At 69.1% G+C, this 11,906-nt stretch carries 12 protein-coding genes; 7 read left to right on the top strand and 5 right to left on the bottom strand.

The window, feature by feature from the left end; genetic code table 11:
- The 4 genes from A5625_RS09630 to A5625_RS09615 form a co-directional block, all read left to right on the top strand.
- Positions 1-488, top strand: a 488-nt coding sequence (locus A5625_RS09630; protein ID WP_066992112.1) for a DUF3043 domain-containing protein, incomplete at its 5' end; no start/stop codon positions are given.
- A 27-nt stretch (positions 489-515) separates the two neighbouring features.
- Positions 516-1,052 (top strand): bifunctional adenosylcobinamide kinase/adenosylcobinamide-phosphate guanylyltransferase, encoded by a 537-nt coding sequence (locus A5625_RS09625; RefSeq protein ID WP_066992109.1) that lies wholly within the window; start codon positions 516-518, stop codon positions 1,050-1,052.
- The gene (gene cobT / locus A5625_RS09620) at positions 1,052-2,122 is read left to right on the top strand and encodes a nicotinate-nucleotide--dimethylbenzimidazole phosphoribosyltransferase (RefSeq protein WP_066992106.1); all 1,071 of its coding nucleotides are present in this window, start codon (positions 1,052-1,054) and stop codon (positions 2,120-2,122) included. The genes A5625_RS09625 and cobT overlap by 1 nt, the downstream gene beginning before the upstream one ends.
- On the top strand, positions 2,119-2,871 hold the full coding sequence (locus A5625_RS09615) for an adenosylcobinamide-GDP ribazoletransferase (RefSeq protein ID WP_066992103.1): 753 nt from the start codon (positions 2,119-2,121) through the stop codon (positions 2,869-2,871). The genes cobT and A5625_RS09615 overlap by 4 nt, the downstream gene beginning before the upstream one ends.
- A 7-nt stretch (positions 2,872-2,878) precedes the next feature.
- Here A5625_RS09615 and A5625_RS09610 read toward each other — a convergent pair whose 3' ends face one another.
- Both A5625_RS09610 and gcvT read right to left on the bottom strand, forming a co-directional pair.
- On the bottom strand, positions 2,879-3,988 hold the full coding sequence (locus A5625_RS09610; RefSeq protein ID WP_066992100.1) for a branched-chain amino acid aminotransferase: 1,110 nt from the start codon (positions 3,986-3,988) through the stop codon (positions 2,879-2,881).
- A gap of 54 nt (positions 3,989-4,042) precedes the next feature.
- On the bottom strand, positions 4,043-5,146 hold the full coding sequence (gene gcvT, locus A5625_RS09605; protein ID WP_066992097.1) for a glycine cleavage system aminomethyltransferase GcvT: 1,104 nt from the start codon (positions 5,144-5,146) through the stop codon (positions 4,043-4,045).
- A 50-nt stretch (positions 5,147-5,196) separates the two neighbouring features.
- Here gcvT and A5625_RS09600 point away from each other — a divergent pair, with 50 nt between their 5' ends.
- Positions 5,197-6,744, top strand: coding sequence for a leucyl aminopeptidase (locus tag A5625_RS09600; RefSeq protein WP_066992094.1), 1,548 nt, complete (start codon positions 5,197-5,199; stop codon positions 6,742-6,744).
- A 2-nt stretch (positions 6,745-6,746) separates the two neighbouring features.
- Here A5625_RS09600 and A5625_RS09595 read toward each other — a convergent pair whose 3' ends face one another.
- Together A5625_RS09595 and A5625_RS09590 are read right to left on the bottom strand one after the other, a co-directional pair.
- A complete protein-coding gene (locus tag A5625_RS09595) occupies positions 6,747-8,342 on the bottom strand; it encodes an NAD(P)/FAD-dependent oxidoreductase (RefSeq protein ID WP_066992091.1) in 1,596 nt (531 codons plus the stop codon).
- Positions 8,339-8,788 (bottom strand): hypothetical protein, encoded by a 450-nt coding sequence (locus A5625_RS09590; protein WP_066992115.1) that lies wholly within the window; start codon positions 8,786-8,788, stop codon positions 8,339-8,341. Before A5625_RS09590 ends, A5625_RS09595 begins: the two co-directional genes overlap by 4 nt.
- Before the next feature lie 156 nt (positions 8,789-8,944).
- Here A5625_RS09590 and A5625_RS09585 point away from each other — a divergent pair, with 156 nt between their 5' ends.
- Positions 8,945-9,286: an aminopeptidase gene (locus A5625_RS09585; protein ID WP_066992088.1), complete on the top strand. Its 342-nt coding sequence runs from the start codon at positions 8,945-8,947 to the stop codon at positions 9,284-9,286.
- A gap of 6 nt (positions 9,287-9,292) precedes the next feature.
- On the opposite strand, the gene A5625_RS09580 is transcribed toward A5625_RS09585, so the two are convergent.
- Positions 9,293-11,071 (bottom strand): SDR family oxidoreductase, encoded by a 1,779-nt coding sequence (locus A5625_RS09580; protein WP_066992086.1) that lies wholly within the window; start codon positions 11,069-11,071, stop codon positions 9,293-9,295.
- 196 nt (positions 11,072-11,267) lie between these two features.
- Between A5625_RS09580 and A5625_RS09575 the strand changes: the two genes are divergently transcribed.
- Positions 11,268-11,906 (top strand): biotin/lipoyl-containing protein (locus A5625_RS09575; RefSeq protein ID WP_304441886.1); only part of this gene is annotated, 639 nt, incomplete at its 3' end.

Below are 11,906 nucleotides of genomic sequence, written 5' to 3'. Positions count from 1 at the left end.
CCGCCGAGGCGCGGGCCCGGCGCAAATCGCTGGCCGGTCCCAAGCTCAGCCGCGAGGAGCGCAGGGCGGACAAGGTAGCCAGCCGAGCCCGCATCTCGGACCGCCGGGCAAAGATGATGGCCGGCGAAGAGGGCTACTTGCTGCCGCGGGACCAGGGCCCGATCCGGCGCTACGTTCGCGATGTGGTGGATTCCCGGCGCAATCTGCTGGGTCTGTTCATGCCGTCGACCCTGTTCTTGATGTTTGCCATGTTCGGCGTCCCGCAGTTGCAGCTGTGGGTGTCTCCGGCGATGCTGGCGCTGATGGCCGTGATGAGCGTCGACGGACTCATCCTGGGCCGTAAAGTCAGCCGGCTGGTCGACGCGAAATTCCCGAATAACACCGAAAGTCGCTGGAAACTGGGTCTGTACGCGGCCGGCCGGGCGTCTCAGATGCGCCGGTTGCGGGCACCGCGGCCCCAGGTCAAGCACGGCGCCAGTGTCGATTAACGCTCGCCGGAAGGTCGGCTGACACCGGTGCGCACCCTGGTGCTCGGCGGGATCAGGTCAGGCAAATCGCAGTGGGCGGAGCAAGCCATGGCCGACGGTTTGCCGGCCGGGCAAGCGGTTCGTTTCCTAGCGCCCGGGCCGGCCGGTCACGACGATGCGGCCTGGGCACAGCGGATCGCCACACATCGCAGCCGTCGCCCCGCGCACTGGTCGACGATCGAAACCGACGACATCGCAACGCAATTGCGCCAGACACCGGACACCCCCACGCTGATCGACGATCTGGGCACCTGGCTGACCGCCGCGCTGGACCGCCACAACGCCTGGGATGGTGGATCGGTGGCGGCTCCCGTCGATGAGGTGCTCGCCGCCGTCGGCGACTTCACCGCCACACTGGTGGTGGTCAGCCCCGAAGTCGGGCTGACGATCGTGCCCGCCACCGCCTCCGGCCGCCGGTTCGCCGACGAACTGGGCAGCCTGAATCAGCGCGTCGCGCAGTTGTGTGACCGGGTGGTCCTGGTGGTGGCCGGGCAGCCGGTGCCGATCAAGCCACCGGGGACCTGATGGAATTCGCCGCCATCTCGCCGCCCGATGCGGGTGTCGCCGCCGCGGCCCGTGCCCGCCAGGACACCCTGACCAAGCCCCGTGGCGCGCTGGGCCGCCTCGAGGACCTGTCGGTGTGGATAGCGTCGTGCCAGGGCCAGTGCCCGCCAAGACAATTCGAGCGCGCCCGGGTGGTGGTCTTCGCCGGTGACCACGGCGTCGCGCGCGCGGGGGTGTCGGCTTACCCGCCGGAGGTGACCGCGCAGATGGTCGCCAACTTCGATGCCGGCGGGGCGGCGATCAACGCGCTGGCCGACATCGCCGGGGCCGGGGTGCGGGTTGCGGACCTGGCGGTCGACGCGGACCCGCTGACCGAACGGGTCGGCGCCCACAAGGTGCGCCGCGCCAGCGGCGACATCCGGGTTGAGGACGCGTTGAGCGACGACGAGGCCGCGCGGGCGCTCGCCGCCGGTGCGGCTATCGCCGACGAGGAGGTCGATGCGGGCGCCGACCTACTGATCGCCGGCGACATGGGAATCGGAAACACCACGGCCGCAGCGGTATTGGTGGCGGCTCTGACCAACGCCGAGCCGGTCGTGGTGGTGGGTTTCGGGACCGGGATCGATGACGCCGCATGGGCGCGCAAGACCGCCGCCGTGCGTGACGCCCTGTTCCGCGCGCGCCGGGTGCTGCCCGATCCGGTCGCACTGTTGCGCTGCGCCGGCGGCGCCGACCTGGCCGCGATCGCGGGCTTTTGCGCGCAGGCCGCCGTCCGGCGCACACCGCTGCTGCTCGACGGCATGGCGGTGACGGCGGCCGCGCTGGTCGCCGAGCATCTGGCGCCCGGCGCCCGGCTGTGGTGGCAGGCCGGCCACCGGTCCACCGAACCGGGTCACACGCTGGCGCTGACGGCACTGGATCTGGAGCCGATTCTCGACCTGCGCATGCGACTGGGCGAGGGCACCGGTGCCGCGCTCGCGCTGCCGGTGCTGCGCGCCGCGGTGGCCGCCCTGTCGTCGATGGCGACCTTTACTGCGGCCGGTGTGTCCAACCGCACCGAAGGTCCCGATTCTACTGCTGCGCCGTCGTGATCCGTTCGCTGGCAACGGCTTTCGCGTTCGGCACAGTGTTGCCCGTCCCGGGTGGCAGCAACGCGCCGATGGGCCGCGGCGCCATGACCGCACTGCCGGTGGTGGGCGCCATGTTGGGCGTCTTGGCCGCGGGGGTGACCTGGGGTGGGGCTTGGGTGTTCGGGCCGTCCAGCCCGCTGCCCGGAATGCTCGCGGTCGCGGTGCTGCTGCTGGTGACCCGCGGCCTACATGTCGACGGCGTCGCCGATACGGCGGACGGCCTGGGCTGCTACGGCCCGCCGGTCCGCGCGCTGGCGGTGATGCGGCAAGGATCGACGGGGCCGTTCGGCGTGGCCGCCGTCGTCGTACTGATCATGCTTCAGGCGCTGGCGTTTTCGGCGTTGGGCGCGAAGTCGGTGATCCCCGGGATTGCGGTGGCGGTTTTCGCCGGCCGGGTAGCCGCGGTGCTGGCCAGTCACCGGTCGCTGCCCGCGGCCGCGGGCAGCGCGCTGGGTGCCCGGGTCGCGGGGAGCCAGCCGACCGCGGTGGTGGCGGCCTGGCTGGTGGTGCTGCTGGCCGTCTCGGTGCCGGCCGGGACGGCGCCGTGGCAGGGGCCGGTGGCGGTGTCGGTGGGCCTGGGCTGCGGCGCGCTGCTGGTGCTTCATTGCGTGCGCCGATTCGGCGGCATCACCGGTGACGTGCTGGGCGCCGCGATCGAACTGACCGCGACGGTGAGCGCGGTGCTGCTGGCCGGTCTGGTGCGGTTCTAGGTCGGCGTCAGCCGAGCCGGGCCATCCAGCCGTGGGTGTCGGCGAAGGTGCCGCGCTGAATACCGGTCAGCGTGTCGCGCAACGCCATCGTCACTTCACCGGGTTTGCCGTCGGCGACGGTGAACTCGACGTCGCCGTACTTCACCTGCGAGACCGGCGTGATGACCGCGGCGGTGCCGCAGGCGAACACCTCGGTGATCTCCCCGGCGGCGGCCTTCTTCTGCCATTCGTCGATATCGATCTTGCGTTCCTCGACCGAGAATCCGGCGTCAACGGCCAACTGCAGCAAGGAGTTTCGGGTGATACCGGGGAGCAGCGAACCGGACAGCTCCGGAGTGACCAGCCGCGCCGACCCACCGCTGCCGAACACGAAGAAGATGTTCATCCCGCCCATCTCTTCGACGAAGCGTCGTTCGACGGCGTCCAGCCACACCACCTGGTCGCAGTCGTTTGCCGCGGCCTCGGCCTGCGCCGACAGGGAGGCGGCGTAGTTGCCGCCGAATTTGGCCGCGCCGGTGCCGCCGGGGCTGGCCCGCACGTACTCCGTGGACACCCAGACCGTCACCGGATTGATCCCGCCCTTGAAGTAGGCGCCGGCCGGCGAGGCGATCAGCAGGTAGCGGTAGCGCTTGGACGGCCGCACGCCCAATCCGGGCTCGGTGGCGATGACGAACGGGCGCAGGTACAGCGCCTCCTCGCCCCCGGCGGGCGGAATCCAGGCCTTGTCGACGGCGATCAGCTGGCGCAGGGACTCCATGAACAGCTCTTCGGGCAGTTCCGGGATCGCGAGCCGCCGCGCCGACGACCGTAGCCGGGCGGCATTGGCCTCGGCCCGAAACGACACGATCGAGCCGTCCGCCCAGCGATACGCCTTGAGACCCTCGAAAATCTCCTGCGCGTAGTGCAGCACGATCGCCGACGGATCCAACTGGATCGGGCCGTACGGGATGACGCGCGCGTTGTGCCAACCGCCACCGGTCTCGTCGTAGTCGATCGACACCATGTGATCGGTGAAGTACTTGCCGAAACCCGGCTCGGCCAGGATGGTTTCGCGGTCGCGGTCAGATACCGGAGTTGTCGAGCGCGAAACCGTGAACTCGAGGGAGCCACTGGTCATTGGCTGATTGTATATCCGCTTTAATAATCGAATTTCGCCGCGCAAGCGGCCGGGCTAACGGGTTTTCACCTCGACGAAGGGCGGCCGCACGACTTCGCATGCAGCCGGACGGCCGCGCACGTCGACAGTGATCTCCTGACCGTCCTCGATGCCGGCGCTGGTGTCGATGAGCGCCAGCGCGATGCCGGCCTGCAATGTCGGTGAGAAGGTGCCCGACGTGGTGACCCCGACCGGGGTGTCGCCGGCCAGCACCGTCAGACCGGCGCGCAGCACGCCGCGGCCCACCATCCGCAGCCCGCGCAGCAGCCGCCGCGGGCCGGCCTCCTTCTCGGCCAGCAGGGCGTCCCGGCCGAAAAACGCTTCCTTCTTCCAGCCGATCGCCCAACCGCAGCGGGCCTGCACCGGAGAGATGTCCAGCGCGAGTTCGTGACCGTGCAGCGGGTAGCCCATCTCGGTGCGCAGGGTGTCGCGCGCACCCAGGCCGGCCGGCTCTCCGCCGGCCGCGCTGACCGCCGCGGCCAGGGCGTCGAACACCACGCCGGCGGAATCCCACGGCGGCAGCAGCTCGTAGCCGTGCTCGCCGGTGTAACCGGTACGACAGACCCGCACCGGCACCCCGGAGTACGAGGTGTCGGCGTAAGCCATGTAATCCATCTCGGTGGGCAGGCCCAGCTGATCGAGCACGTCCGCCGAACGCGGGCCCTGCACGGCCAGCACCGCATAGGACCGGTGCTGGTTGGTGATGGTCAGCCCGCTCGGGGCGGCGGCCTGCAACGCCTCGACCACGGCAGCGGTATTGGCGGCGTTAGGCACCAGGAAAATCTCGTCGTCGTCGACGTAGTAGGCGATCAGGTCGTCGATGACGCCGCCGGATTCGGTGCAGCACAACGTGTACTGAGCCTTGCCCGGCCCGATGCGACCCAAATCGTTGGTGAGCGCGGAGTTGACGAATTGTGCCGCCCCCGGCCCGCGTACCAGCGCCTTGCCCAGGTGGCTGACGTCGAACAGGCCGACGGCGTTGCGCGTCGCATTGTGCTCGCTGACGGTGCCGGCATAGGACACCGGCATCAGCCAGCCGCCGAACTCGGCGAAACTGGCGCCCAGGTCCCGGTGACGGTCTTCTAAGGGTCCGTGCAGGAGGTCGGCTTCATCGCTCACGACTCTTCACCCTAATCAGCCCTGACCGGTGGACCGTTAGGGTGATGCGGATGAGCACAGAACCCGGTTATGCCTCCCCCGCTGTTAGTGTTGCGTCCTCGCTGCCACGGCGCGCCGCCGCGTCCACCGTGCTGATCGTGCCCGTCGTTTCGACCGGCGAGGACGACAAGCCGGGCGCCGCCGTTGCCTCGGCCGAGCCTTTCCTGTCCTCCGATGCGGTCGCCGAGATCGAATCCGGCCTGGCGGCGCTGGAGGCCACCGGCGGCGCCGAACAGGTGCACCGGCTGGTGGTGGATTCGCTGCCGGTGTCCAGCGTGCTGACCGTCGGGCTGGGTAAACCGCAAGCCGAGTGGCCGGCCGACACCATTCGTCGTGCTGCCGGTGTGGCCGCGCGCTCCCTCGGCAAAACCGAGTCGGTGTTCACCACGCTGGCCGAGCTGCCCGGTGAGGGCATCGCCTCGGCCGTCGTCGAGGGCCTGATCTTGGGCAGCTACCGGTTCACCGAATTCCGCAGCGACAAGACGGCACCCAAAGACCAAGGGCTGCGCAAAATCACGGTGCTCGCCACCGCGAAGGACGCCAAGAAGGACGCCGCACACGGTGCGGCCGTGGCGACCGCCGTGGCCACCGCGCGCGACTTCGTCAACACTCCGCCCAGCCACCTGTTTCCCGCTGAATTCGCCAAGCGCGCAAGGGCTTTGGGTGAGTCCGTCGGCCTCGAAGTGGAAGTGCTGGACGACAAGGCGCTGCAGAAAGGCGGCTACGGCGGGATCATCGGCGTCGGGCAGGGTTCGTCGCGTCCACCGCGGTTGGTGCGGTTGATCCACCGCGGTTCCAAGCTGGCCAAAAAACCCAAGCAAGCCAAGCGAGTTGCGTTGGTGGGCAAGGGCGTCACGTTCGACACCGGCGGCATATCGATCAAGCCGGCGGCCGGCATGCATCACATGACCTCGGACATGGGTGGCGCCGCCGCGGTGATCGCCACCGTCGCGCTGGCCGCGCAGTTGGGACTTCCGATCGACGTGATCGCCACCGTCCCGATGGCCGAGAACATGCCGTCGGCCACCGCGCAGCGGCCCGGCGACGTGCTGACGCAATACGGCGGAATCACCGTCGAGGTGCAGAACACCGATGCCGAAGGTCGGCTCATTCTGGCCGACGCCATCGTGCGGGCGTGTGAGGACAACCCCGACTACCTGATCGAGACGTCCACCCTGACCGGCGCGCAGACGGTGGCGCTGGGCGCCCGCATCCCCGGGGTGATGGGCAGCGACGAGTTCCGTGACCGCGTCGCGGCGATCTCGCAGAAGGTGGGCGAGAACGGCTGGCCGATGCCGCTGCCCGACGAACTCAAGGAAGACCTGAAGTCCACGGTGGCCGATCTGTCCAACATCAGCGGGCAGCGCTTCGCCGGCATGCTGGTGGCGGGGGTGTTCCTGCGTGAGTTCGTCGCCGAGGGCGTGAATTGGGCGCACCTCGACGTCGCCGGCCCGGCCTTCAACACGGGCAGTCCGTGGGGCTATTCGCCGAAGGGCTCCACCGGCGTGCCGACTCGCACGATGTTCGCGGTGCTCGAAGACATCGCCGAGAACGGCTAGCGCTACTTCGTCATCAGCGATATCGCCGTGCGGGTCAGCCTGCGGCGCGGCCATCCCGTGATGCCGTGCGCGGCCAGCGCGGCCCGGGCGGCGTTGCGCCCGCAGGCGCCGTGCACGGAACCGCCCGGGGTGGCCGACGCGCTGCCCAGATACAGCCCCTGGACCGGGGTTTCGGCCCGGCCCATCCCGGCCGCCGGGCGAAAGATCAGCATCTGCGGTAGTTGCGCGGTTCCACCGTTGAGCGCACCCAGATGCAGATTCGCATCGCTGGCCTCCAGATCCGACGGGCGCTGCACGAACCGGTCGATCACCGCCGAACCGAAGCCCGGCGCGTGTTCCTCGATGACCTCGTCCACCGCGGCGGCAAGACGGTCGGCGGACGCGTCGTCGGTCACGTTGCGCGGCAAATGCGTGTAGGCCCAAACACTTTCGGTGCCCGGTGGCGAGCGCGTCGGGTCCGCTGTGGTGGTCTGCCCCAACAGCATGAACGGATGCCGCGGCACCGTGCGGGTGTTCAGGTCGGCCACCCAGCGCACCAGTCCGTCGCCGTCGGCTCCCAGATGCACGGTGCCCGCGCTGTCCAGGCTTTTCGCCCGCCACGGGATCCGCCCGCGCAGCGCGTAGTTGACCTTCACCACCGGCGGATCCCACACGTAGTGTTCGAGTTCGCGGCGCAGGCCGGCCGGTACGGCGTCGTCGGGCAGCATGTCGCAGAACAGCCGCGGCGCGGTCACGTCGGCGACGATCGCGCGGCGCGCCGCGACCGTGCGCCCAGCGGTTGTGGTCACACCGACCGCGCGTCCGTCCCGCACCTGGATGCGCGAAACCTCTTGGTTGCACTCGATTTGGGCGCCGGCCCAGCGGGCCCGGTTGACCAGGGCGGTCGTCAATTGCCCTGAACCCCCGACCGGCACCGGCCATCCGTAGTCTTGGCCCAGCATCGTCATCAGAAAGCCCATCGCCCCGCTGATCGGGGCGTCGACCGGGACGTCGGCGTGCATTGCGTTGCCCAACAACAAGACTCGCGGCGCCTCACCGTCGAACAGCTGCTCTGACATCGCGTTGGCCGGTTGCACCATCAGCCGCGCCAGCCGGACGGCTTCCGAGGTGCCGAGCTTGAGCAGCAACCGGATCAGTGGGCGTAGCGGCGGGAACGGCGCCAGCATCGCGTCCAGCAGCGGGGATCTGATCTTCTGCCACAGCTCGACCAGACGCCACCAGTTGTCGCCGTCGGCCTGCTCGCGTCGCGCGAATTCCGTTGCGGTGCGATCGGGATCGCGATACAGCATGGGTGGATCGTCGTCCCCGCCGCTGCGCGGATGGCCCAGCACCGCCGGTGCGTGTGACCAGCGCAACCCGTGGTCCTCCAGCCGCAGCGCCGCCATGGCCGGCGAGGCCGCCGTCATCGGGTAATAGGAGCTGAACAAGTCGGTGATGTAGCCCGGGGTCAACTCGGCGCTGCGCACCGCCCCGCCCGGTTCGGGCTGGGCTTCCAGCACCAGCACGTCCCAGCCCGCGTCCGCCAGCATCGCCGCCGCCACCAGCCCGTGGTGTCCCGCCCCGATCACTATTGCATCGGCGGTGTCACGCACGGTCACTTCACCTGGCTCGGCTCCAGGCGTTCCGCCAACGCCGCCAGCCGCCACAGGCATTCCTTGTTGCGCGGATAGGCCGCGGCCAGCGCAATGGCATCCGGAACGGCGCCCATCGGGCCTTCGACGGGCACTTCGATCATCTCGATCCGGCAGCCCTGCGGAATCTCGTGCAGCAGCATGGTGATTCGCGCGGCACCGAACGGGCCCAGCTTGGCACGCAGCACCAGCTTGTGCGGCGGTTCGCTTTCTTCGACGATGGTCGCGTCGTTGATCACCAACGGCCAAATCCCGATCGAGTGCCTGATCGAGGAGCCGGGTTCCGGCCAGTTCGGATCGACGGCCCGCATCCGGCTGTTGCCCACCACCCACTGGGTGTAGGTCCAGCCCTGGGCGAGCACCTCCCACACCCGCTCACACGACTCGGGCACCTCCCGCGTTGCAGTGATCACCTGTGCAACCCCTCCCATGTCTTCGGTTATCGCGGCGGATACCCCGCAATCGAGGGGTTATTCGGGGTCTTATTCGTCGTCACGTCGCGTTTATCGGCGGTGGACGGCGGTTAATCTCCCTAGCGGCCTAAATCCGCGACGACGAAAGGCAAGACCATGACGGTGCGACGGTTGATCATCGGTGTGGGCGCCGTGCTGTTATTGGCCGGGCTGATCGGACTGCTGGCGCCGGTGTCGGTTTCCGACAGTAATGGCCATTCGGTTGGGTGCGGAAACGCGGTGGCGACGAATCTTTCCGAGGCCAGAAACGCCAACAACAGCAGTGGGGCGAATATCCCGATTCTCAATCAGATCATTCCGCACACCGACTATGTCGCGCAGTGCCAGTCGTCGGTGGGCAGTCGGCGGGCGTGGGCGATACCGCTGGCGGTGCTGGGGGTCATCGCGATCGGCGCGACGGTGCTGACCGCCCGCCGCGGAGCCGCGCCGGGCGTGTAGCCGGCCTCAGATCACCCGCATCCGTGCGGCGTTGCGCAGCCCCTGCGGCGCCACACGCGAAAGGCCGTACAGCGCATAGGCTTCCGGCGCCACCGGGCGAATAGGCTTCTTTTTCTGGACCGATGACAGGATCGCGTTGGCGACCTTGTCCGGGCCGTAGCGCCGCAGTGCGAACATCTTGCCGAGTTGGCCGCGGCGCCCGTCGACGGCGTCGGTCTGCTTTCCGGCGGGCGCATCGAACCTGGTGGTGTTAATGATGTTGGTGTCGATGACACCGGGGCAGATGGTGGTCAGGCCCACCCCGGCGGCGTCGAGTTCGGCGCGCAGGCAGTCGGAGAACATGTAGGTCGCCGCCTTCGACGTGCAGTAGGCGTTCAGCGACTGCAGTGGGGCGTAGGCGGCCATCGAGGACACGTTGACGATGTAGCCGCCGGTGCCGCGCGCCACCATCCGCCCCGCGAACGACCGGCATCCGTTCACCACGCCGCCCAGGTTGACCTCGAGCACCCGGTCGAACTGCTCGGCCGGGGTGTCCAGGAATCTCCCGGCGTGCCCGATCCCGGCGTTGTTGACGACGATGTCCGGGACGCCGTGCTCGTTGCTGACCCGCTCGGCGTATGCCTCCACCGCCTGGGCGTCGGACACGTCGAGCACATAGGGGTGCGCGACCCCGCCTCGGGTGGCGATCTCGGCGGCGGTGGCCTTGACGGCCGCTTCGTCGATGTCGCTGATGACCAGCTCGGCCCCCTCGCGCGCGAAGGCGAACGCGGTCTCGCGGCCGATTCCACTGCCGGCGCCGGTGACCGATACCAGGGTGTCACCGAACGCCCCCCGGGGCCGCCCGACCTGCGCGCGCAGCAGGGCGCGGCTGGGTGCTTTGCCCTCGGTCAGGTCGGCGAAGTCGTGCACCGCCGCCGCCATCACCTGCGGGTGCGACATCGGTGAGAAGTGACCGGCCCGGATGTCGCGGCGCCACAGCCGCGGCACGAAGCGCGGGGTGTGGTCGTAGCCGTAGGGCCGCACGTACTTGTCCCTGGTGTTGACGATCAGCTGCACCGGCACGTCGATCACCGCTACGCCATGCTTGCGACCGGAGAACGACCGAAAGTAGTTGGCCGGATACGTTTTCACCGACCGGGCGGCGTCGGAGGCCAGTTTGTCGGAGTGGTGGATCTGCTCGACGGGGATATTGTCGACCGCGTTGCGCCGCAGCGCCGGGACCGACAGGGTCAGCCGCAGGAACAACGGCGCAAGCACCGGTATCGAGAAGAAGATCATGTAGCTCAGCCGCAGCGCCTGGCTGATCGATCGCAGAAACCTGCGCGGCTTCCAGGGCGTCCGCAGTCCGCTGAAGATGTAGTCGACCAGCTGGTCCTGGCTGGGCCCGGACACCGACGTGAACGTGGCGACCCGGTCATGGGCGCCGGGACGCTTGAGGTAGTGCCACACCCCGACCGACCCCCAGTCGTGGCCGAGCACATGCACGGGCCGGCCCGGGCTCAGCTCGCCGGTCACCGCTTCGAAATCGTCGGCGAAGCGGTCCATGGTGTAGGCCGACACCGGTTTGGGTGCCGAGGACAGCCCGACGCCGCGGTTGTCGTAGCGCAGGATGCGGAACCGATCGGACAGCAGCGGGACGACTCCGTCCCACAGCACGTGGGAGTCGGGGAAGCCGTGCACCAGCACGACGGTCGGCCCGTCGGGGTTGCCCTCTTCGTAGACCGCGATGCGGGTTCCGTCGGCGCTGTCGACGAAATGCTGGCGTGACTGTTGTGATGGCGGCATCGGGACCTCCCCGCTCGGGCTGCAGTGGCCACACCGTAGCAAGCGTGATCGGCGTCACCCGTCGGCCGCGCGGGTCTGCCCTGGATGTGTGCCGACCCAGCCGCAGTGACAGGATAGTTTTGAATTGCTACTTCGCCTTCCGCAAGTGAGCTGATCGACCCGCCCCGACCCACGAGCGATCGAGGAGTCAGAAAAGATGGCCTTCTCCGTCCAGATGCCGGCACTCGGTGAGAGCGTCACCGAGGGGACGGTCACCCGCTGGCTCAAGCAGGAAGGCGACACGGTTGAACTCGACGAGCCTCTCGTCGAGGTGTCGACCGACAAGGTCGACACCGAAATCCCGTCACCGGCCGCGGGTGTGCTGACCAAGATCATCGCGCAGGAGGACGACACCGTCGAGGTGGGCGGCGAGCTGGCCGTCATCGGCGACGCCGCAGAAGGCGGCGCGGCGGGTGGCGACTCGCAGCCGGCCGCGCAGGCGCCCAGCCAGCCGGAGCCGCAGGCGCAACCCGCACCCCAACCCGAGCCTGAACCCGAGCCACAGCCGCAAGCTCAGCCGGAGCCCCAGCCCGCCCAGCGGGCTTCCGGTGGCGGCGACGCGACCCCGGTGTTGATGCCCGAGCTCGGCGAGTCGGTGACCGAGGGCACCGTGACCCGCTGGCTCAAGAAGGTCGGCGATTCGGTCCAGGTCGACGACGCGCTGGTCGAGGTCTCCACCGACAAGGTCGACACCGAGATCCCGTCACCGGTGGCCGGTGTCCTGATCAGCATCACCGCCGAGGAAGACGCCACCGTGCCGGTCGGCGGCGAGCTGGCGCGCGTCGGAACTCGTTCC

Source organism: Mycobacterium sp. 1465703.0 (genome assembly GCF_001672975.1).
In the GTDB taxonomy this organism is placed as follows: Bacteria; Actinomycetota; Actinomycetes; order Mycobacteriales; family Mycobacteriaceae; genus Mycobacterium.
Note: the sequence above shows the minus strand (reverse complement) of the source record. Positions and strands in the feature narration are given on the sequence as shown.

Bases quoted from the DNA above. Each gene is read 5' to 3' on its own strand.
- A5625_RS09585 (WP_066992088.1), top strand. From the start codon at position 8,945: ATGACGGTGCGACGGTTGATCATCGGTGTGGGCGCCGTGCTGTTATTG.
- cobT (WP_066992106.1), top strand. From the start codon at position 1,052: ATGGAATTCGCCGCCATCTCGCCGCCCGATGCGGGTGTCGCCGCCGCG.
- A5625_RS09580 (WP_066992086.1), bottom strand. From the start codon at position 11,071: ATGCCGCCATCACAACAGTCACGCCAGCATTTCGTCGACAGCGCCGAC.
- A5625_RS09600 (WP_066992094.1), top strand. From the start codon at position 5,197: ATGAGCACAGAACCCGGTTATGCCTCCCCCGCTGTTAGTGTTGCGTCC.
- A5625_RS09610 (WP_066992100.1), bottom strand. From the start codon at position 3,988: ATGACCAGTGGCTCCCTCGAGTTCACGGTTTCGCGCTCGACAACTCCG.